Annotated in this window: 22 protein-coding genes; 14 read left to right on the plus strand and 8 right to left on the minus strand. The window is 70.5% G+C overall.

What is annotated here, in order from left to right; all coding sequences use genetic code 11:
* The first annotated feature begins 17 nt into the window (after positions 1 to 17).
* The 8 genes from ODJ79_RS18340 to ODJ79_RS18375 all read left to right on the plus strand — a co-directional run bounded on the left by ODJ79_RS18340 (position 18) and on the right by ODJ79_RS18375 (position 7,519).
* Complete coding sequence (locus tag ODJ79_RS18340; protein ID WP_263024695.1) at positions 18 to 530, plus strand: NUDIX domain-containing protein; 513 nt, start codon at positions 18 to 20, stop codon at positions 528 to 530.
* Between the two features lie 5 nt (positions 531 to 535).
* Complete coding sequence (locus ODJ79_RS18345) at positions 536 to 1,387, plus strand: NDP-sugar synthase (protein ID WP_263024696.1); 852 nt, start codon at positions 536 to 538, stop codon at positions 1,385 to 1,387.
* A 95-nt stretch (positions 1,388 to 1,482) separates the two neighbouring features.
* A complete protein-coding gene (locus ODJ79_RS18350; protein WP_127501252.1) occupies positions 1,483 to 1,770 on the plus strand; it encodes an Lrp/AsnC family transcriptional regulator in 288 nt (95 codons plus the stop codon).
* A gap of 220 nt (positions 1,771 to 1,990) precedes the next feature.
* Positions 1,991 to 2,596 carry a hypothetical protein gene (locus tag ODJ79_RS18355; RefSeq protein ID WP_263024697.1) on the plus strand — a complete coding sequence of 202 codons (606 nt, stop codon included), beginning with the start codon at positions 1,991 to 1,993 and terminating at the stop codon, positions 2,594 to 2,596.
* A gap of 120 nt (positions 2,597 to 2,716) precedes the next feature.
* Positions 2,717 to 3,148, plus strand: a complete 432-nt coding sequence (locus ODJ79_RS18360; RefSeq protein WP_263024698.1) for a DUF4259 domain-containing protein — start codon at positions 2,717 to 2,719, stop codon at positions 3,146 to 3,148.
* A 132-nt stretch (positions 3,149 to 3,280) separates the two neighbouring features.
* A complete protein-coding gene (locus ODJ79_RS18365; protein WP_263024699.1) occupies positions 3,281 to 4,819 on the plus strand; it encodes a hypothetical protein in 1,539 nt (512 codons plus the stop codon).
* A 32-nt stretch (positions 4,820 to 4,851) separates the two neighbouring features.
* Positions 4,852 to 5,961, plus strand: coding sequence for an FAD-dependent monooxygenase (locus tag ODJ79_RS18370; protein WP_263024700.1), 1,110 nt, complete (start codon positions 4,852 to 4,854; stop codon positions 5,959 to 5,961).
* A 10-nt stretch (positions 5,962 to 5,971) separates the two neighbouring features.
* Positions 5,972 to 7,519 carry a hypothetical protein gene (locus ODJ79_RS18375; RefSeq protein ID WP_263024701.1) on the plus strand — a complete coding sequence of 516 codons (1,548 nt, stop codon included), beginning with the start codon at positions 5,972 to 5,974 and terminating at the stop codon, positions 7,517 to 7,519.
* On the opposite strand, the gene ODJ79_RS18380 is transcribed toward ODJ79_RS18375, so the two are convergent.
* The 5 genes from ODJ79_RS18380 to ODJ79_RS18400 all read right to left on the minus strand — a co-directional run bounded on the left by ODJ79_RS18380 (position 7,470) and on the right by ODJ79_RS18400 (position 12,503).
* Entirely contained in the window at positions 7,470 to 8,111 is a 642-nt protein-coding gene (locus tag ODJ79_RS18380; RefSeq protein ID WP_263024702.1) for a hypothetical protein, read from the minus strand. The two genes, ODJ79_RS18375 and ODJ79_RS18380, sit on opposite strands and share 50 nt — an antisense overlap.
* Before the next feature lie 166 nt (positions 8,112 to 8,277).
* Entirely contained in the window at positions 8,278 to 9,894 is a 1,617-nt protein-coding gene (locus ODJ79_RS18385) for a cytochrome b (protein ID WP_263024703.1), read from the minus strand.
* Positions 9,891 to 10,994: a ubiquinol-cytochrome c reductase iron-sulfur subunit gene (locus tag ODJ79_RS18390; RefSeq protein ID WP_263024704.1), complete on the minus strand. Its 1,104-nt coding sequence runs from the start codon at positions 10,992 to 10,994 to the stop codon at positions 9,891 to 9,893. Before ODJ79_RS18390 ends, ODJ79_RS18385 begins: the two co-directional genes overlap by 4 nt.
* Positions 10,991 to 11,854: a c-type cytochrome gene (locus ODJ79_RS18395; protein WP_263024705.1), complete on the minus strand. Its 864-nt coding sequence runs from the start codon at positions 11,852 to 11,854 to the stop codon at positions 10,991 to 10,993. The genes ODJ79_RS18390 and ODJ79_RS18395 overlap by 4 nt, the downstream gene beginning before the upstream one ends.
* 49 nt (positions 11,855 to 11,903) lie before the next feature.
* A complete protein-coding gene (locus ODJ79_RS18400) occupies positions 11,904 to 12,503 on the minus strand; it encodes a heme-copper oxidase subunit III (RefSeq protein WP_263024706.1) in 600 nt (199 codons plus the stop codon).
* Between the two features lie 109 nt (positions 12,504 to 12,612).
* On the opposite strand from ODJ79_RS18400, the gene ODJ79_RS18405 reads away from it, so the two are divergent.
* The 4 genes from ODJ79_RS18405 (at position 12,613) to ODJ79_RS18420 (ending at position 15,467) form a co-directional block, all read left to right on the plus strand.
* A complete protein-coding gene (locus tag ODJ79_RS18405) occupies positions 12,613 to 13,572 on the plus strand; it encodes a cytochrome c oxidase assembly protein (RefSeq protein ID WP_411267339.1) in 960 nt (319 codons plus the stop codon).
* 49 nt (positions 13,573 to 13,621) lie between these two features.
* Positions 13,622 to 14,059 carry a hypothetical protein gene (locus ODJ79_RS18410; RefSeq protein ID WP_263024708.1) on the plus strand — a complete coding sequence of 146 codons (438 nt, stop codon included), beginning with the start codon at positions 13,622 to 13,624 and terminating at the stop codon, positions 14,057 to 14,059.
* Positions 14,060 to 14,098: 39 nt separating this feature from the next.
* Complete coding sequence (gene trpD / locus ODJ79_RS18415) at positions 14,099 to 15,163, plus strand: anthranilate phosphoribosyltransferase (protein WP_263024709.1); 1,065 nt, start codon at positions 14,099 to 14,101, stop codon at positions 15,161 to 15,163.
* A gap of 94 nt (positions 15,164 to 15,257) precedes the next feature.
* On the plus strand, positions 15,258 to 15,467 hold the full coding sequence (locus ODJ79_RS18420) for a hypothetical protein (RefSeq protein WP_263024710.1): 210 nt from the start codon (positions 15,258 to 15,260) through the stop codon (positions 15,465 to 15,467).
* Between the two features lie 739 nt (positions 15,468 to 16,206).
* On the opposite strand, the gene ODJ79_RS18425 is transcribed toward ODJ79_RS18420, so the two are convergent.
* Together ODJ79_RS18425 and coxB are read right to left on the minus strand one after the other, a co-directional pair.
* Complete coding sequence (locus ODJ79_RS18425; RefSeq protein ID WP_263024711.1) at positions 16,207 to 16,632, minus strand: cytochrome c oxidase subunit 4; 426 nt, start codon at positions 16,630 to 16,632, stop codon at positions 16,207 to 16,209.
* A 10-nt stretch (positions 16,633 to 16,642) separates the two neighbouring features.
* Positions 16,643 to 17,569, minus strand: coding sequence for a cytochrome c oxidase subunit II (gene coxB, locus ODJ79_RS18430; protein WP_263024712.1), 927 nt, complete (start codon positions 17,567 to 17,569; stop codon positions 16,643 to 16,645).
* Between the two features lie 177 nt (positions 17,570 to 17,746).
* On the opposite strand from coxB, the gene ODJ79_RS18435 reads away from it, so the two are divergent.
* Positions 17,747 to 18,883: a cysteine desulfurase family protein gene (locus ODJ79_RS18435; RefSeq protein ID WP_263024713.1), complete on the plus strand. Its 1,137-nt coding sequence runs from the start codon at positions 17,747 to 17,749 to the stop codon at positions 18,881 to 18,883.
* Positions 18,883 to 19,092, plus strand: a complete 210-nt coding sequence (locus ODJ79_RS18440; protein ID WP_263024714.1) for a sulfurtransferase TusA family protein — start codon at positions 18,883 to 18,885, stop codon at positions 19,090 to 19,092. Before ODJ79_RS18435 ends, ODJ79_RS18440 begins: the two co-directional genes overlap by 1 nt.
* A gap of 18 nt (positions 19,093 to 19,110) precedes the next feature.
* Here ODJ79_RS18440 and ODJ79_RS18445 read toward each other — a convergent pair whose 3' ends face one another.
* Entirely contained in the window at positions 19,111 to 19,611 is a 501-nt protein-coding gene (locus ODJ79_RS18445) for an AAA family ATPase (protein ID WP_263024715.1), read from the minus strand.
* Positions 19,612 to 19,614 lie beyond the last annotated feature (3 nt).

Genomic DNA, 19,614 nt, shown 5'->3' on the forward strand with positions numbered 1-19,614 from the left:
CCGTTAGCCTTGCTGACGTGAGTTTCCCTCGGCGAGTGCGCGGACTGGCGTACCTGACGTTCTATCGGCTGCCGCTGCCCGTACGCCGTGGGCTGGCGAAGCTGATCTCGCCCCGGTACGTGGTCGGCGCGGTCACCATCCTGCGCGACTCGGAGGTGGCCGACGGTCCCGACCGCCTGGTCCTGCTCCGCCAGCCGCACCGCGGTGGCTGGGGCCTGCCGGCCGGCCTGCTGAAGAAGCACGAGCAGCCGGTGGTCGGCGCGGCCCGCGAGCTCTTCGAGGAGACCGGCGTCCGGGTCGACCCCGCCGACATGACCGCCGCCTCGCCGAACGCGGTCATTCACGTGGTCGGCGTCGTCGACACGGTCTTCCTCGCCTCGGTCCCGGCGTCGACCACGCCGCTGGTGGTGGACGGCGCCGAGGTGCTGGAGGCGGCCTGGTTCCCGGTCGACGACCTCCCCCGGCTCAGCGCCAACACGGCCCTGCTCCTCGGCCGCTACGGCATCGGCCCGATGGCCAACGCCGAGTGAGCGACATGCCCGAGATCGGCGCCGTGATCCTGGCCGCCGGCGAGGGTCAGCGTCTCCGCCCGCTGACCGAGGAGCTGCCCAAGGCGCTCTGCCCGGTCGGCAACGTCCCGCTGCTCGACCGGGCGCTGGCCCGGGTGGCCGCGCTGGGCCTGCCCGCCGCCGTCAACGCGGCCTACCTTGCCGACCGGATCGTCGCCCATGTCGGCGACCGGGCCCATCTCTCGGTCGAGCCCGCGCCGCTGGGCACCGCCGGCGGCGTGGCCCGCCTCAGATCCTGGATCGACGGCCGCGGCGTCCTGATCGGCAACGCGGACGCCTACCTCGCCGACCCGCACCGCTCCCCCGGCGAGGACCTCGCGGTCATGCTGGACGGCTGGTCCGGCGAGACGGTCCGGCTGCTCACCAAGCCGGTCCTGCCGGGCGCCACCGGCGGGTTCAGCGGCCGCCGCTTCGCCGGCTTCTCGCTGCTGCCGTGGCGCTACGTCCGCGACCTCCCCGACGGCCACGGCGACCTGGTCCGCACCGCGTGGCGTCCCGCCGAAGCGGCCGGCGAGCTCGAACTGATCCCCTACGACGGCGTCTACCTCGACACCGGCACTCCCGCCGACTACCTGAGAGCCAATCTGCACGCCGCGAACGGCCGCGCCTTGATCGACCCCACCGCCGAGATCCTCGGATGGGTCAGCGAATCCGTGATCGGCCCGCACGCCCGCGTCCACGGCAGCGCCACCCGCACGGTCCTCTGGCCGCACGCCGAGATCCACGGGGGCGAGCACCTGACCGACGCCATCCGGGCCCCCGGCGGCCTGACCGTCCACGTCCCCCGGATCGCGTCGCCGCACGACCTGAGCGTCTGATCGCGGTCCGCGATCGACCCGTCCGGATCCCACGCCTGCCGCGCGCCGATAGCATGGTCGCGACCGTTCCGCTCTCAACGCCGAGGAGCCACCAGGTGAACACCGCGATCGTGCACATCGACTGCGCCACCGACTCGATTCCCGAGGTGGCCGAGGCGCTGGCGGCCCTCGACGGCGTCAGCGAGGTCTACTCGGTGGCCGGCAACGTCGATCTGATCGCCATCGTCCGCGTCTCCCGCTTCGACGACATCGCCGAGGTCATTGCCGGCAAGATCTCCAAGACCCCCGGCGTGGTCAACACGGAGTCACACATCGCCTTCCGCGCCTATTCCAAGCACGACCTCGAGGACGCCTTCGCCATCGGCCTTCCCGACGCTGACTAAAACCACCATAAAATACGGGATTTACGACAAGTCCCGCCAAACGCGCCCGGCGCCGTCGTGGCTGACGCTCCACGCGCGGCCGCCGGGTTGGCCCGGCCCAAGACCTCCCGCGCACCCGGCGAGCCCGACGCGCGGATCGCGGCGTCCATCGCCTCCTCGGGCAACGACGGGCGTGAGTAACTCGTCTATGATCCCCGGACCAGCAACGGGGAGCGCGCGCATGTGGGACTGGGATGCCGAGCAGGCGGCCAAGAAGAAGTCGGCGCCGAAACCGGCCGGCGCCTGGCTGGGCGGCGGCGTCGGCGGTCTGATCGGCGTCGTCATCGTGGCCCGGCTCGTCCTGCTCGTGCTCCACTCCGGCCACTCCGGCGAGACGACCGGCCACCCGTTCTCGCTCGGCGGCGCCGCGCCGGCACAGCAGACCGAGGGCCCCTCCGAGGAGGAACTCGAGCGCGTCGCCGGCATCCTGCTCGACCAGGGCATGACCCCGCGGAACCCGAACGCGCAGAACCTCGGCCCGACCGAGACCCTGGTGCTGGCGGACGCCGACAACGAGCTGCACCTGACCCCCGGCGCCGTCACCGTGTTCAACGCGCCCTGCTTCGGCGGCCCGCTGATAGCGATCCGGCTGACCGCGACCGTCACCGAAGGCTCCCCGACCTGGGAAACCACCGACTTCAAGCTGCTCGACAACGACAACCACGAGCTGCGGCTGCTCACCCAGTGCGCCACCGCCAACGAGCTCGACTTCCCGGCCACCGCCGCGAGATGGCTGGTCTACGCCCCGGGCGACGGCCCGCCCGAGGCCCGCTGGCGTCTGTCCTAATCGGCCTCGGCCGCGGCATCCGGCGGGTGCCGCCACAGCCCGAGCCGCCACAGCCCGAGCCGCCACAGGATCCGTGCGATCCTGCCGTCGGAACAAACATCGATCCTGTTGGAGCATCCAGTGGGCACTTGGGACATCGGTCCGTTCGACAATGACAGCGCCGCCGACTGGTGCGGCGATCTCGAGGACGCGACTCCGGCATTGCGGCCCGCCATGGTGCGCAGTGCCTTCACCGCGGTCCTCGACAACGGCGACGACTACCTCGACAGCGATCTGGCGGTGGACGCCATCGCCGCGGCCGCGATCGTCGCCTCCCAGCTGCCCGGCGGCGCCGCGATCACCTCCCCGTACGCGCCGGAGTTCCTCCTCGACGGCGGCAGCATCGACGTAGCGGGCGACGTCCCGGCCCTGGCAGTTCGAGCCCTGGATCGCATCGTCGGCGACGATTCGGAGTGGCACGAGCTCTGGGCGGAAACCGAGGAAGAAGCGCCGGCCCTCGCGGTCGTCCACCAGCTGCGCGCCTCGATCGACGCCGCGGTGACGCAGCTTTAGGGCTCCGCGATCGAGTGGGACAGCGGGTGCGGCGGTCGATTGCTAACATCCAGCATCTCAACTGGATCAGGGGCTGGAGTTGGCGTGCGGCGCATGTACAAGTCGGTGGTGGCCGGTCTGTGTCTTTTGCCGATGGCCCTGCTGACTACCACCGGGTCGGCCTCGGCGGCCACCAACTCGCTCACTGTCGCGACCTACGACCGCACCGGCGCGAAGGTCTCCACCGGGCTGACCGTCGTCAACGTGGCGACCAACGAGGAGTACAAGGGCACCGGTAACAAGACCCGGTGGGTGCTGCCGAAGGGCATCTACGCGATCGTCGGCGACATCTGGACCAGCCGCGACCAGAGCGACACGATGAGTGCCCGCGTGGTGACGGTCTCGGGGACCACCAAGACCACGCTCGACGCCCGGTGGGGCAAGCCGCTGACGGTCAACCTGGACAAGGCCCCCGGGCCGGCGTTCAACCAGACGCTGAACGCGTTCATCTGCGTGGGGCCGGACTCCTTCGGGCGGACGGGCGCCTGGAACAAGCCGGGGAAGCTCTACGTCATTCCGCACAATTCCAAGTACCTGCGGTTCGCCTACTCCTCGGACTGGCAGAACCAGCAGGATGCCCTGCACAACGAGGCCTACGTCGTGGCCGGCTCCGCCACGACCGTTCCGACGACGCTGACCCACACCTTCCACACGGCGTCGCTCGCCACGATTACCAACTACGTTCGCAGCGGCCCCTCGGCCGGGGACAGTGTGGGCGTGCGGATGACCGCGAGTGGTGCGTGCCAGGACGGCAACAGCATCACGATGTACAGCGGGGAGATGCCGGCCGTGGCCAAGGTGCACGCGATGGCCGGGACGTGGACCGTGGACACCGACTGGTCCGCGGTGCAGAAGAACGGCGAGCAGGCCTTCATCGGCTTCCTCCCGCGTACCGTCAAGCTGGTCGGCGGCAAGTCCACCGCGCAGGCGCTGCTCAGCTCGGCGTGGGGCCCGGCCCGGGAACTGCCCGCGGTGGGCAACGGCTCGATCGGCTTCATGACGTCGTCGATGTTCACCGACCCCTCGGCCGGGACCTGGGGCAGCGAGGGCAGCGAGCGATCCCTGGTGACGCTCTACGGCCCGGACAACAAGGTGATCAGGTCGCTGTGGCGCACCGACTGGCGCGACGGCGACCCCTATTTCTCCGCGAAGGTGACGAAGAACGGCTGGTACACCCTGAAGGTCAACGGGCAGCGGTGGCGGCCGGACCAGGCGTACCCGTCGACCATGCTCTCCACGCGCGCCGACGCGACCTTCCGGATGTACGTGACCGCGAAGGCGCCGGCCCGGGTGGCCGACGTGATCATTCCGCAGCTGATACCGCTCGGCCTGAGCCTGACGAACAGCGCGAAACCCGGCACGAAGACCACCGTGCAGATCCGCCCGGACCGGCGCTACCCGGGCCCCGACCTGCGCTTCGGCTCGGTCACGGGCAAGTCCGCCACCCTGCTCTCGTCCTCCGACGGCGGGAAGACGTGGCGCTCGGCCGCCGTACGCAAGGTCGGCTCTTCCTGGCTGGCCGACGTGACGAACCCCGGCCAGGCCGGCTACGTGAGCCTGCGCGCCCGCCTGCTCGCCACCAACGGCCAGTGGGTCGAGGTGACGATCACGCGGGCCTACCGCGTGAGCTGAGCGCCGCAAAAGACCCGCACTACGCTGGCCTCATGATCAACGGAACAGCGACCGTGGTGGGCGGCGGCATCGGGGGGCTCGCCGCGGCTGTGGCCTTGCACCGGGCCGGCTGGAAGGTCACCGTCCTGGAGCGGGCCGGCCGTTTCACCGAGGTCGGCGCGGGCCTGTCGCTGTGGCCGAACGCGCTGCGGGCACTAGAGATGCTCGGCCTGCGTGAGCAGGTGACTGCCGTGGGCGCCGTCGAACGCTGCGGCGGCGTCCGGGATCGCGCCGGGCGCTGGCTGTCGCGTACCCACGCGGCCGAGCTGGAACGTCGCTTCGGCTACCCGCTGCTCGTGGTGCACCGCGTCGACCTCGTCGAGGTCCTGCTCGCGGCGTTGCCGTCCGGCGCTCTCCGCGCGGGTGCCGAGGTCAGCGCCGTACCCGAGGGCGACCTGGTGGTTGCCGCCGACGGTATGCGCAGCGTGCTGCGGGAACAACTCTGGCCGGGGTACGCCCCCCGCTACGCCGGGCACACCGCCTGGCGCATGGTCGCCCGGCCGGCACAGGCGCCGGCCGAAGGCGCCGTCGTCTGGGGGCGTGGGGCACGGTTCGGGTACACGACGATGACCGGCGGCCGGGTGTACTGCTTCGCCACCGCCAACACGCCGGAGGGCTCCGCCGGCCCGGACGGCGAGTACGCCGAGCTGCGCCGCCGGTTCGGCGACTGGCCCGACCCGATCCCCGCTCTGCTGGCGGCCACACCACCGGACGGCGTGCTGCGTCACGATCTGTACGACCTGCCGCCCCTGCCGTCGTTCGTCTCGGGCCGCACGGCGTTGCTCGGCGACGCCGCCCACGCGATGACGCCGAGCCTGGGCCAGGGCGCCTGCCAAGCGCTGGAGGACGCCGCGACGCTGGCCGCCTGCCTCGCCGACGCCGCGGACACCGCGGGCGCGCTCGCCCGGTACGACCGGCTGCGCCGCCCGCGTACCCAGGCGATCACCCGCCGCTCCGCCCGGCTCGGGCGTGCCGGGCAACTGAGCTGGCCACCCGCGACCCTCGCACGCGACCTGGCCGCCCGGCTGATTCCGGAGCGCGTCACGCTGAGCGCGATGGCTCCGGTTCTGGGCTGGGGTGGGCGACCGGGGCCGATTGTGTGAGCATGGCGCGGTGCCGGACTGGACGTACCACCCGCTTCGCCCGCTCGCCGCGGCGCTGCTCGGCCGCCGCCGCTCACAGCGCGCGGCGCTGCGGGCGCTGGCCACGCTGACCTCCCTGCCCGGAGGCGCCCGGCTGATGGGCCGGGCGTTCGCCCACCCGGAGCCGCCCCCGCACCTTGTCGGCCGGCTCGGGGCGACCGTGCCCGTGTCGGTCGCGCGGGACGCGATCCGGGCCCTGCCGGTGCAGGGCGCCGGCGTCATCGAGGTCGGTCCGGTCGGGCCCCGAGACGTCCCGGCGGTCCGCCGGGCCACGGCCGCACGGCGCTGCACGGTCATCGCCCGGGTCACCGATCCGGCGGTCGGCGCCCAGGTGGCACCCCACGTCGACCGGGTGGTCAGCGGCACCGAACCGGACCTGGTCCGCCTCGACCAGCCGGCGGTCGCCGCGGCGACGACCGCACTCGGCGATCCGGACGTGACGGTCCTGGCCACCCCCGGCGTACTGGTCAGCGCCGGTCCGGGCTGGTTCCAGCGGGTGATCGAGGCCGAAACGCCGACCGGGACGCCCGACAGCCTGCGCGACGTTCCCGGCGATCCCCGCGGCTGGCCCGCCTGGGTGTGGGGCGTTCTGGTGGGCCTGGGCATGATCGGCGCGGGCCTCGGCGCCGCAGCGATCACCCTGGGGCCGTTGCTGATGTGGTACGACAACGACTACCTCGGCATGCACCGGGAGCACCTGCTCGCCCTCAACGGCCGGCTGCCGCCGTTCCTCCAGCACGACCGGATCACCATGGCCGGCACCATGGTGGCGATCGGAGTGCTCTACGGCGGGCTCGCCTGGGGCGGCATCCGGCACGGCTGGCGCTGGGCCCGGGACGCCTATCTCGTCTCCGGCGCCGTCGGCTTCCCCACGCTGTTCTACTTCCTCGCGTCCGGGTTCCTGGAGCCGCTGCACACCGCCGTCACGGTGGTGCTGTTCCCCATGTTCGCGCTCGCCGTGTGGCGCCGCCCGGCGGCACCCCGGTGGCGTCTTCGCCGGGGCGGCCCGGAGCACCTGCGCCGACGAGCCCTGACCGGCCAGCTCCTGATGATCAGCACCGGGCTGGGCCTGCTCATCGGCGGCGCGGTGGTCTCCGTCGTCGGGCTCACGTCGGTCTTCGTCCCCACCGACCTGGGATATCTGGGCGTCGAGGCCGCCCATCTGCATGCGGTCAACCCGCGGCTGATGCCGTTCATCGCCCACGATCGGGCCGGGTTCGGCGGCGCCCTGATGGCCGCCGCGCTCGCGGTGATCCTGCTCAGCGCATGGGGGTGGCGACGCGGCGAGGCATGGGTGTGGTGGGCGCTGGCGCTCGCCGCCGCCGCCGGTTTCGGCCCGGCCATCGCGGTGCACATCGCGATCGGCTACACCGATCTCGTCCATCTGGCCCCGGTCTACCTCGGGGTCCTGCTCACGACCGCGGCCCTGGTGCTGGCCCGCCCGTTCCTGTGCGCGCGCACCGACGATGTCACCAGTCGTCCCGTTCGCGGCGGCGCTGCTCGAGCTGCCAGGTCATGAGGTACTGGCGCACCTGCTGGCTTTCCTTCTCGCCGAGCTCGTACGAGATCACTGCCTCGTACTCCCTCCGCGCGATTTCCTTGGCGGACAGGACCATCCCACTGGCCTCGACGAGGTCATCGCCGAGAGCGATCTGGACCTCGATGGTCTCTCCGGCGATCGGTTGCAGGTTCACGCAGCGAAAGCGCACACCACCTTCGCTGAGGTTCACCACCCGGGCTTCGTTCCACAGCGGCGAGCCCACAGCGCGCAGCATGATGTCTTCGCCGCCACCACCGCGGAAGAACGAGCGACGGGTGCTCGGTTTCGGCTCACTGGTCGCCCTGAGCTCCCATTCGGCGGCGGTCGGGCTGACCGGGCCGACGAACACGGCGTCGATCAGGTAGCGGCTCGGCGGAATGTTCCAGCTGACGTGTACCTCGGTCCCCGGTGGCGGAGGCGCGAACCGGTCGTCGCCGCTGGCAGCGACGACAAAGAGGGTGTCGCCGCTGGTGGCCTTGGCCCGAAACACCCATTCCTGGTCGTCGCCGGCCACGTGTAACAGGGACCCGACCTTGACGTCGACGTTCTCCGGCACCAGCTCTCCCGCCATAGCTCCTCACCCATCCCCATCGCCAGGCCGAACCCGGCCGGTGAGAGGCGTTGGGCCCGTCCGCAGGGCTGAAAGTCCCGAACCCGGACGATTTTCCCAGCGCAGGGGCGACGAGCGCAGCAAAAGGGGCCCGCCGGAGCGGACCCCTTCTCGTATGACTGGCCGGTCAGTGACCGGTGGTGATCTCCTCGCGCTCCCCGCCGGAGACGGGAGGCAGGGCCGGCGAGACCGGGGCCTCGGCCGGCTTCTCGACCGGGAAGAAGAAGCCCTTGATGGCGGGGGCCAGGGCGCCCACCCGGTTCATCTTCTTGGGGACCACCCAGCCGCCGTACGCGAGCGGGACCGGGTGGCCGTGCTCGTCGACCGGGCCCAGCGGCTGGTGCACCTCGATGAACTGGCCGTTCGGGAGGCGGCGGATGATGCCGGTCTCCACGCCGTGCGCCAGGACCTCGCGGTCGTGCTGCTGGAGGCCCAGGCAGACCCGGAACGCTATGAAGTACGCCAGCGGCGGCAGGATCAGCAGGCCGATGCGGCCGCCCCAGGTCATCGCGTTCAGGCTGATGTGGAACTTGTCGGCGATCACGTCGTTGCCGCCGGAAAGCGTCGCCACCAGGAAGAACGTGAACGCCATCGCGCCGATGCCGGTGCGCTCGGGGTTGTCCCGCGGGCGCTGCAGCAGGTTGTGGATCGACTTGTCCTTGGTGCGGCGGGCCTCGATCTGCGGGTAGAACATCGGGATCGTGGTGAGCGCGCCGAGGCCGACCACCGCGGGCCAGAACAGCGGCGGGATGCTGTAGCCGTCGCCGATCGGGATGTAGATCTGCCAGGCCGGCATGAGACGGACCAGGCCGTCCATGAACATGACGTACCAGTCGGGCTGGCTCGCCGAGGACACCTCGGACGCCCGGTACGGGCCGAACAGCCAGATCGGGTTGATCTGGAAGAGGCCGGCCATCAGGGCCACGGTGCCGAACACCGCCATGAAGAAGCCGCCCTGCTTGAGCGCGTACCGCGGGAACATGCGCTCGCCGACCACGTTGGTGTTGGTGCGCATCGGGCCGGGCCACTGGGTGTGCTTCTGCTTGAAGACCAGGCCCAGGTGGACGCTGATCAGCGCGAGCAGGGCGCCCGGGATGAGCAGCACGTGGGCGATGTAGAACCGGCCGATGATCAGGTGGCCGGGGAACTCGCCGCCGAAGATCGACGCCGAGATCCAGGTGCCCGCGACCGGGATGGACAGCATGATCGCCGAGGCGATGCGCAGGCCGGTGCCGGAGAGGCCGTCGTCCGGGAGGGAGTAGCCGGTGAAGCCGGCCAGGAAGCCGAGCAGGAACAGCAGGACGCCGATCGCCCAGTTCGCCTCGCGCGGCTTGCGGAACGCGCCGGTGAAGAAGATCCGGGCCATGTGCACGACGATCGCCGCCACGAACAGCAGCGCCGCCCAGTGGTGCATCTGCCGCAGGAACAGGCCGCCGCGCACCTCGAAGGAGAGGCGCAGGGACGACTCGTACGCCGCCGACATCTCGACGCCACGCAGCGCCGCGTACGGCCCGCGGTAGACGACCTCCTGCATCGACGGATCGAAGAAGAGGGTCAGGAAGACACCGGTCAGGAGCAGGATGATGAACGAGAAGAGCGCGATCTCACCGAGCAGGAAGGACCAGTGGTCGGGGAAGACCTTGTTGAGCAGCGCCCGCAGCGGGGTGGCCGCCTGGTAGCGCTCGTCCGCGCCCTTCGCGAGGTTGCCCGGAACCTGTGCGAGGTCGACTTTCCGGCGTTTCATGATGGCCGCTCCCAGAAATCGGGTCCGACGGTGTCCTTGTAGCTGTAGTCACCAGCCGCGATGAAGAAGCCTTCCTCGTCCACCGTAAGCGGCAACATGGGTAGGCGGCGAGTGGCCGGCCCGAAGATGGGCTGCGCGTTCTCCAGGATCTGGAACTGCGACTGGTGGCACGGGCAGAGCAGACGGTTGGTCTGCTGCTCGTAGAGGCTCGCCGGGCAGCCGGCGTGCGTGCAGATCTTCGAGTACGCGATGTAGTCGCCCCACATGTGGTCCTTGTTGACCGGGTCGGCGTCCGCGTTCCGGCGCGCCACCTCGGCGTCCTCCGGCCGCAGGTGGATCAGCAGGGTGGGCGAGTCGGCCCACTCGTTGGTCGCGCCGCCGGGGATGCCGGGGAACACGGTCAGCTGGCCACCGGTGCTGACGTCCTCGGGACGCAGCGGCGTGCCGTCCGCCCGGGTCAGCCGCACCGGCTTGCCGCCGTTGTGCGCCGGGTTGAACCCGGTCGTGTACAGCGCCGGCGGGCTGTCCTTGTGCGGGTTCTGGATCAGGCCGCCGATCAGCGGCGCCGCGGCGGCCAGGCCGAGCGGCGCCATGCCGAGTGCGATCGCGCCCTTGAACAGCGGCCGGCGCTGCACGCCCTGGCCGAGCTCGTCGGCCACGAAGAGCATCGTCTGACCGGTGATCTTCTGCTCGTCGGAGGGCGACTCGCCGTCGTGCCGCTTCTGGATCGACACCTCGTGCGGCAGCAGCTTCTTGGCCCAGGCCAGGATGGCGAAGCCGATGCCGAACAGCGCGATGCCCAGCGAGATGCCGAGCAGCGGCGTGTAGTAGTCGCTCAGCGTGTGGCCGAGCTCGAACTCCCACGGCCACCAGATGTAGAAGCCGAGGAAGGCCAGGCCGGCTATCCCGGCGATGAGGAACAGCAGGCTGATGTTGCGGACGACGCGCCGCTCCGCCTTCGAGTCCGTGCCGTGGAACTGCGACTCGTACGTGACGATCTCGATGTCGTCACGCCGGGCGCCCTCCTGGACGATCTCGAAGCGGCTCAGGCGCGGGTCGCTGACGTCGACCGGCTGGGACTCGTCGTGCAGCGTCGTCATGACTTCCCCGCAATCCACAGCGCCGTGAAGACCAGGATCGTGATGCCGACCCCGAAGATCGCCAGCCCCTCGGTGACCGGGCCGTACCGGCCGAGGTTGAAGAGGCCGCCGGGATCCTTGTCATCTTGCAGCTGCACCGTGATGTACGTGATGATCTCGCGCTTCTGCTCGGGGGTGAGCTCGTTGTCACCGAACACCGGCATGTTCTGCGGGCCGGTCAGCATCGCCGCGTAGATGTGGTCGGGCGAGACGTCGTGCAGGCTCGGTGCGTACTTGCCCGAGGAGAGCGCGCCGCCGGCGCCGCCGAAGCCGTGGCAGGACGTGCAGTTGAGGCGGAACAGCGCGCCGCCGCGGGCCAGCGCCTCCGGGTTCTGCGTCAGATCCTCGGTGTAGACGCCGTCCTTGGGCAGCTCGGGGCCGCCGCCGAGCTCCTGGATGTACTGGGCCAGTTGCTTGGTCTGGGTCTTGTCGAAGGCCGGCTTCTTCTTCTCGGCCTGGCCCTCCTGGCGGGCGGCCGGCATGCGGCCGGTGCCCACCTGGAACTCCACCGAGGCCGAGCCGACGCCGATCAGACTCGGACCGCGACCCTCGACACCCTGCGCGCCCCGCCCATGGCAGGTGATGCAGCTGTTGTCGTACAGCTCCTTCCCCTGTTGCGCGGTGGCGGAGAGCTGCGTCGTGCCGTCCTCGGCGAAGGCGCCGGGCGCGAACGCGGTGTATACGCCGCCGGCGAGCGCGAGCGCGGCGAGCATGCGCACCGCCGCGCCGATGCGCCGACGCGCCCGGCTGGGCACGCCGCGCTGCCGGGTGAAAACACCCCGGAACAGGCGCCGCCGCCCGGCGGGGGATCCTGAAGTCATCAGCTGTGTCCCTCTGGTTCTTGACCTGAAACTCATGGGCGGGTGCGGGTCAGCGCAACCAATAGATCATGGAGAAGAGCGCGATCCACACGACGTCCACGAAGTGCCAGTAGTACGACACGACGATCGCCGACGTCGCCTGCGCCGGAGTGAACTTGCCCATCGTCGTACGGATCATGTAGACGATGAACGCGATGAGGCCGCCCGTGACGTGCAAGCCGTGGAAGCCGGTCGTCAGGTAGAACATCGAGCCATAACCGTCGCCGTTGAGCGTCACGCCCTCGTGGATGAGGCTGCGGTACTCGTTGGCCTGGCCGAGCACGAAGATCAGGCCCATCACGAACGTGATGGTGAACCAGCGCCGCAGGGCGAACACGTCGCCCTTCTCCGCCGCGAAGACGCCGAGCTGGCACGTCACCGACGACAGCACGAGGATGATCGTGTTGGTCGTCGCGTACGGCAGGTCGAGGATCGGCGTGTGCTTCTCCCACATGCTGTAGTCCGCCGCGCGGATGGAGAAGTACATGGCGAACAACGCCGCGAAGAACATGAGTTCGCTGGAAAGCCACACGATCGTCCCGACGCTCACCATGTTCGGTCGCGTCAGCGAGTGGATCCGGCTCTTGTCGATGGCTGGGGCCGCTGTCACGGGCTCATTATTGCCCCGCGATCAGTCCAACGTGCCGCGGGGGGTGGAATCCGGCACGAGTCGCAGCCCGGAGGAACCGGCGCCGACCGGATAGGCCTAGCCTCAGGTGGTGCAGTTAGTCGAAACGCCCACGTTGCTGGCCACCGGCGGGGATACTGATCTACCGCCGTTCTCACCGGCCACCATCTTCACCGAGATCAATCCGGTCGGCCTGGTCTCGCTGCTCCTGCTGGTCGCCGCCGCGGTCTACGGGTACGGCGTCTACCGGCTGAGACTGCGCGGCGACCGCTGGCCGGTGGGCCGGACGGTGGCCTTCGTCGCCGGCGGGCTGGGCAGCATCGCGGCGGTCACGGTGACCGGCATCGAGGCGTACGACGACACGCTGCTCTCGGTGCACATGGTCCAGCACATGGTGCTCACCATGGTGGGCCCGATCTTCCTGGCGCTGGGCGCCCCGGTGACGCTCGCCCTGCGTACCCTGCACGGCACGAGCCGCAAGACACTGCTGTCGGTGCTGCACAGCCGGTTCGTCCGGGTGGTGACGTTCCCGCTGGTCGCCTTCGGGATCTTCATCGCGAACCCGTTCGTGCTGTACTTCACCGGCCTGTACCGCGCGACGCTCGAGCACGCCTGGCTGCACGAGTTCGTCCACGTGCACTTCATCGTCACCGGCTGCCTGTTCTTCTGGCCGCTGCTGGGCCTGGACCCGCTGCCCAACCGCTGGCCGTACCCGGCGCGCGCGCTGCTGATGGTGCTCTCCGTGCCGTTCCACACAGTTCTCGGCCTGACCATCATGCAGAGCAAGACGCTGCTGGCCGGTGACTACTACCCCAACCTGCACCTGAGCTGGGCAAACCCGTGGGACGACCAGGTTACGGCGGGCGGCATCCTGTGGGCCGGCGGCGAGATCGTGAGCGTCGTCATGCTCGGCGTTCTGGTCCTGCAATGGATCAAGCAGTCCGAACGGGAGGCCCGCCGCATCGACCGGGCGCTGGACCGGGCCGAGGCCGAGGAGGCCGCTCGGGCGGCGACCGCGACCAAGATCACAAACCCGCCGGACGTCCGATAATCACGTTCGGTACGATCAGGCCGCACCTACGACAAACCCGGGGCCTTTCATGAGCGACGCACAGCCGAACACCTACACGGTCCTGCTCTACAGCGACGACCTCGCGGTACGGGACCGGATCCGGATGGCCATCGGCACCCGCCCCGCGGCCGATCTCACGGTCGAGTTCGTGGACGCGTCCACCTGGGAGGAGTGCCGCATCCTCCTCGACACGTACGTGATCGACCTGATGGTGCTGGACGGCGAGGCCACCCCCGCGGGCGGCCTCGGCATCGCCCGGCAGACCAAGGACGAGTACGCGACGCCCCCGCCCGTCTGCGTGGTGCTGGCCCGGGCCGCCGACCGCTGGCTCGCGGCGTACGCGCAGGTCGACCAGACCTTGTCCTACCCGCTCGACCCGGTCACCACCGGCCAGGCGGTCGCGGGCATGCTGCGCGCCTACCGCGCCGGCGCGGTCCCGCTGGGAACCCTCGGCCACCTCGGCTGATCGACTTCAGTTTTCAAAACCCCCCACGGAGGCCCCGTCATGGGCGCACGCACCTGGCCGAACCTGACGAGCGCCCTGCTGCGCGGCGAGGAGCTGGAGCCCGCCGACACCGGCTGGGCGATGGGCGAGATCATGGTGGGCAACGCCACGCCGGTGCAGATCGCCGGGTTCGCGACGGCGTTGCGCGCGAAGGGCGAGACGCCGGGCGAGCTGGCCGGCCTGGTGCAGGCCATGCTGGCCAGCGCCACCCTGGTCGAGCTGCCGGAGAAGACCCGCACCGACGCGGTCGACGTGGTCGGCACCGGCGGCGACCGGGCGAACACGGTGAACATCTCCACGATGGCGGCGATCGTCACGGCCGCCTCCGGGGTCACCGTGGTCAAGCACGGCAACCGCTCGGCCTCCTCCAGCACGGGCACGGCCGACCTGCTCGAACACTTCGGCATCCCGCTCGACCTCGGTCCCGAGGGCGTCTGCCGGACGGTTGCCGAGGCCGGCATCGGCTTCTGCTTCGCCGCCCGCTACCACCCCGGCATGCGGCACGCCGCGGTCACCCGGCGCGAGCTGGGCGTGCCGACGTTCTTCAACATGCTGGGCCCGCTGACCAACCCGGCTCGGCCGACCTCGGCCATGGTCGGCTGCTTCGACCTGCGGATGGCGCCGGTGATGGCCGCCGTGTTCGCCCGCCGCGGCGACTCCGCCCTGGTGGTACGCGGCGAGGACGGGCTGGACGAGTTCACCACCGCCGCACCGACCCGGATCTGGATGGCCCGCTCCGGCGCCGTCGAGGAGCTCGTGATCGACTCGGTGGAGCTGGGCCTGCCCCGCAGCCAACCCGCCGATCTGCGTGGCGACGACGTGACGTTCAACGCCCAGGTGGCGCATCGGGTGTTCGCCGGCGAGCCGGGCCCGGTCCGCGACGCCGTGGTGCTCAACGTGGCGGCCGCCCTGGCCGCGCACGACGGCTTCCCCGGCGACTTCAGAGACACGCTGCGGGCCGGAATAGCCCGGGCACAGGAGACGATCGACTCCGGCGCCGTGACCGCTCAGCTGGCCCGCTGGGTGGAGTCGGCGCAGGCGGCGAAGGCGGCCGAGGAGAAATAGCGGCGGACACGCCGCCGGTAATGCTCCGCGATGCCGGAATTCCGTGGCAGCGTCTGATTCACATTCGGGTAATCCCCAACCAGAGGAGCCACCCGTGTCCGAACGCGAACTGCGCTGTGTCATTTGCGACGGCGACATGATGTTCGAGGTGCCGCCCTGCTTCGAGGGCCACGACGACTGCCCCGAACTGGTCTGCACCCGCTGCGGCGCCGCCGAGGTGGTGGCACCCATCGTGGTCCACCTGTGGTGGAAGCCCGAGGCCCCCCGCCGCACCATAGCCCCCCAACAACGCCGAGCCGCCTAACCACACACACCCCGCACAAGCCCGCCGTCTGCGGCCCACACAAACCGCAGCGTCTGCGGCCCACACAAACCCCAGCGTCAGCGGGCCAGCACAAACCCCAGCGTCAGCGGGCCACACAAACCCCAGCGTCAGCGGGCCAGCACAAACCTCAGCGGTCTGCGGCCAGCACAAACCTCAGCGTCTGCGGCCCGCGCAAACCCCAGCGTCTGCGGGGCGCCCCTCGACCGGGAACGGCCCGCGATCGCCCCGCTGATGACGAGAGGCCGGTTTTCGGCGCCGCGGGGTTTGCGGTGTCGAAAACCGGCCTCTCGTCATCAGCCTAAAAGGGGCGATCGCCCGCGGAGCGAAGCGGAGCCAGCCAGCTCAGCCGCACGGGACACTCCCCCCACGCGACTCACCCGGCCAACCGCAACCACCGCCCAGCGGGCCAGCCAGCCCAGCCGCACGGGACACTCCCCCACGCGACTCACCCGGCCAACCGCAACCACCGCCCAACGGGCCAGCCAGCCCAGCCGCACGAGACAGTCCCCCTACGCGACTCACCCGGCCAACCGCAACCACCGCCCAACGGGCCAGCCAGCCCAGCCGCACGAGACAGTCCCCCACGCGACTCACCCGGCCAACCGCAACCACCGCCCAACGGGCCAGCCAGCCCAGCCGCACGAGACAGTCCCCCCACGCGACTCACCCGGCCAACCGCAACCACCGCCCCACCTGGAGCGAAGCGGAGCCGGCCAGCTCAGTGCTCGGCGGTGTGGCGGGTGCCGGAGTAGTACTCGAAGAGCATCGCGCTGGCCGCGACGATCACCATGATCAGGCCGGCCGCGATCAGCCACCACATCCAGAACACCAGGCCCATGCCCGCCACCGAGGCCGCCAGCGCGATGCCGAACGGCCAGTAGCTGCCCGGGCTGAAGAAGCCGATCTCGCCGGCGCCCTCGGCGATCTCGCCGTCCTCCCGGTCCTCCGGGCGGGGCTCGATACGCCGTGACACGAACCAGAAGAACGTGGCGCACATCGAGCAGAGCAGGCCGGACAGGATCAGCGCGACCACGCCGATCCACTCCATGTGGCCGGTCGCGCCGTGCGTCCAGAAGCCGTACAGGGTGGCGGCGGCGAACAGGAAGCCGGCCACCCCGGCGAAGATCTTGTATTCGGTCCTCACGTCGCTTCCCCTACTTTCCCGAAGCCACGGCGTTGCTCTGGTTCCAGCTGTTCGCCTGGCGCCGCGTGTTCAGCGGCTCCGTCGTTGTCGCGTACGGCGGCTCGCCGATCGCCACCATGGCCTGCTGGGTGGAGGCGCCGCCCTTGCGGGCGGTCATGTACTGGTCGAACTTCTCCGGCGAGACCACCACCAGCTCGAACTGCATGAACGCGTGGTACGTGCCGCACAGCTCGGCGCACCGGCCGACGTAGTGGCCCGTCTTGTCGAGGGTCACCTCGAAGACGTTGCGCACGCTGCCCGGGAAGACGTCCCGCTTGAACAGCAGCTGGGGCACCCAGAAGGAGTGGATGACGTCCTTCGAGGTCTCCTCGAACCGGATCTTTTCCCCGACCGGCAGGACCAGCAGCGGGATCACGTCGGCCGAGCCGATGGTCGAGACCACCGTGTTGGCGTCCTTGCCCATGCCGTCGCGGTAGTCGAACTCCCACTGCCACTTGAACGCCGTGACCTGGACGATCTGGTCGGGGTTCTTGGAGAGCTTGTCCACGTCGGTCTGGACGATCGCGGTGTAGTAGAAGAGCACCGCCACCACGAGGATCGGCGTGACCGTGTAGAGGACCTCCATCGGCATGTTGAACCGGGTCTGCACCGGCAGCTCGTCGCTGCGCTTGCGGTACCGGATGATGCACCAGAAGATCAGGCCCCACACGAAGATGCCGACGACCAGGGCCGCGATCACCGCGGCGATCCACAGGTCGTACATCCGGTGAGCCTGCAGGCTGATGCCGTTGCTGGGCCAGCCGAAGTTGCCGAACGCGCTCCCGAAACTCTGCAGCGAACAGCCCGAGAGTAGGAACAGCAGCCCCACGGCTCCGAGACCGAGCCCGGCGATCCGGACTGCCGCTCGCGGCCGCGCGGCCGAACTCTTTGCGCCCACCTGCTTCTGCCTCCCTTAGCCGCGTCGCCCTCGCCCGAAACGGACACGGGCGGCAAGGCGTCACCGACGGTCGCACACTACTCGACCAGGCCCTACCGTCCGGTTCCGGGGGGTCGGATCTTCAACGCCCGCGCAACCCTTCAACATCCGGACGATACCGTTCGCAGGGTGGAATACATGGGCGTTCCCGCCGGAGCAGCGGCCTACATGGACGCGGCGACCGCTGTTCCACTGCATCCGGTGGCGGCGGAGGCGCTGGTCGCGGCGCTGGCCGACGGCTGGGCGGACCCGTCGCGCCTGTATGCCGCGAGCCGGCGGGCGCAACAGCTGAGAGAGGCGGCGCACGCCGCGTTCGCCGAAGCATTGAGCGTACGCCCGGACGAGGTGTCGATCTGGTCTTCCGGTACGCAGGCGGCGCAGGCAGCGGTGCTAGGTGGACTCGCCGGCGGACGGCGCCGGGGCGACACGCTGGTCCACTCGGCCATCGAGCATTCGGCCGTCCTGCACGCGGCCGCCAAAGGTCAGGCCGTGGCGGTCGGTGTGGATCAACTCGGCCGCCTCGACCTGGCCGCCTGGGAAACGGCTGTCAGGACGCCCGGGGTGGCCCTGGCCAGCCTGATCAGCGCCAGTCACGAGGTGGGGACGGTGCAGCCGGTTGCCGCGGCGGCCGAGCTCTGCGCGGAGGCCGGCGTCCCGCTCTACGTCGACGCCGCCCAGTCGATCGGCCGCCACCCGGTCCCGCCGGGCTGGTCGATGCTCAGCGCCAGCGCGCACAAGTGGGGTGGGCCGCCCGGGGTCGGCGTCCTGGTGGTGCGCAAGGGTGTGCGGTGGATCTCACCGTACCCGCAGGATGATCTTTATCGCCCCGGCGCGACCGGCGCCCTCGACCTGCCGGCCGTGGTGGCCGCCGCGGCTAGTCTGCGGGCCGTGCTGGCCGAGTCGCGGGCCGAGACGGCACGGCTGAGCGCGCTGGTCGACCGGATCCGGGACCGGGTGGCGGCGACCGTGCCGGACGTCGAGGTGGTCGGCGACCCGGCGGACCGGCTGCCGCACCTGGTCACCTTCTCCTGCCTGTACGTGGACGGCGAGGCGCTGCTGCACGCGCTGGACCGGGCCGGTTTCGCGGTCTCGTCCGGCTCCTCCTGCACCGCGTCGACGCTGCGGCCGAGTCACGTGCTGGAGGCGATGGGCGTGCTCAGCCACGGCAACGTGCGGGTCTCGCTGCACCGCGGCACGACCGCCGCGGAGGTCGACAGGTTTTTGTCCGTTCTGCCGGGGATGGTGGAAGAAATCAGGAAGCAGGCCGGCCTGTAATGGTGATCGACTGCCTGGGCCAGAAGTGCCCGCTCCCCGTGATCGCCCTGGCCAGGCACATCCGGGAGGTCGGCGTGGGTGAGGTCATCCGGGTGCTGGCGGACGACCCGGCGGCGGCGAACGACATCCCCGCGTGGTGCCGGATGAAGGAGCAGGAGTACCTCGGCTCCCCCGAGCGGCATGCCTTCGACGTCCGCCGGATCAGCTGAGGTACTCGACCAGCCGGATCAGCTGAGGTACTCGACCACCGGCGCGACCGGCTCCACGGCCAGGCAGGTGTCCACCACCAGCCGCGGCCCGAGGTACGGCTCGTACTCGCTCTGCCGCTCCAGCACCCGCACCCAGTCCGGGACGCCGTCGTGATCGCGGGCCGCGTACCGGGCCTCGACCCGCCGCCGGTGCTCGGCGTCGTCGCCGCAGACCACCTCGACGACGCGCAGCGGCACGCCGAGCCGCTCGGCCAGCTCGACCCAGAGCTGGCGGGCCGCCTTCACCGGGTTGACCGCGTCGATGATCACGTGGTGGCCGATGCGCAGCTGCACCTCGGCCAGCGCCGCCACGATCCCGTACGCGGCATAGCCCGGCCGGGACTCGGTGACCTCGTAGCGCTGCATCGTGAAATCGACCGTGTCGACGGGGAGCACCGCGGCGGGCAGCTCGGCGGCCACCCGCTCGGCGAGCGTGCTCTTCCCGACACCGGGCAGCCCGGCGAAGACGGCGAGGACCATGGA

The sequence above is a fragment of the Actinoplanes sp. KI2 genome (assembly GCF_025630775.1).
Lineage (GTDB): Bacteria > Actinomycetota > Actinomycetes > Mycobacteriales > Micromonosporaceae > Actinoplanes.

Coding starts and splice junctions, on each gene's coding strand:
- ODJ79_RS18345 (WP_263024696.1), top strand. CDS start 536: ATGCCCGAGATCGGCGCCGTGATCCTGGCCGCCGGCGAGGGTCAGCGT.
- ODJ79_RS18355 (WP_263024697.1), top strand. CDS start 1,991: ATGTGGGACTGGGATGCCGAGCAGGCGGCCAAGAAGAAGTCGGCGCCG.
- ODJ79_RS18365 (WP_263024699.1), top strand. CDS start 3,281: ATGGCCCTGCTGACTACCACCGGGTCGGCCTCGGCGGCCACCAACTCG.
- ODJ79_RS18370 (WP_263024700.1), top strand. CDS start 4,852: ATGATCAACGGAACAGCGACCGTGGTGGGCGGCGGCATCGGGGGGCTC.
- ODJ79_RS18380 (WP_263024702.1), bottom strand. CDS start 8,111: ATGGCGGGAGAGCTGGTGCCGGAGAACGTCGACGTCAAGGTCGGGTCC.
- ODJ79_RS18385 (WP_263024703.1), bottom strand. CDS start 9,894: ATGAAACGCCGGAAAGTCGACCTCGCACAGGTTCCGGGCAACCTCGCG.
- ODJ79_RS18390 (WP_263024704.1), bottom strand. CDS start 10,994: ATGACGACGCTGCACGACGAGTCCCAGCCGGTCGACGTCAGCGACCCG.
- ODJ79_RS18395 (WP_263024705.1), bottom strand. CDS start 11,854: ATGACTTCAGGATCCCCCGCCGGGCGGCGGCGCCTGTTCCGGGGTGTT.
- ODJ79_RS18410 (WP_263024708.1), top strand. CDS start 13,622: ATGAGCGACGCACAGCCGAACACCTACACGGTCCTGCTCTACAGCGAC.
- trpD (WP_263024709.1), top strand. CDS start 14,099: ATGGGCGCACGCACCTGGCCGAACCTGACGAGCGCCCTGCTGCGCGGC.
- ODJ79_RS18435 (WP_263024713.1), top strand. CDS start 17,747: ATGGGCGTTCCCGCCGGAGCAGCGGCCTACATGGACGCGGCGACCGCT.
- ODJ79_RS18440 (WP_263024714.1), top strand. CDS start 18,883: ATGGTGATCGACTGCCTGGGCCAGAAGTGCCCGCTCCCCGTGATCGCC.
- ODJ79_RS18445 (WP_263024715.1), bottom strand. CDS start 19,611: ATGGTCCTCGCCGTCTTCGCCGGGCTGCCCGGTGTCGGGAAGAGCACG.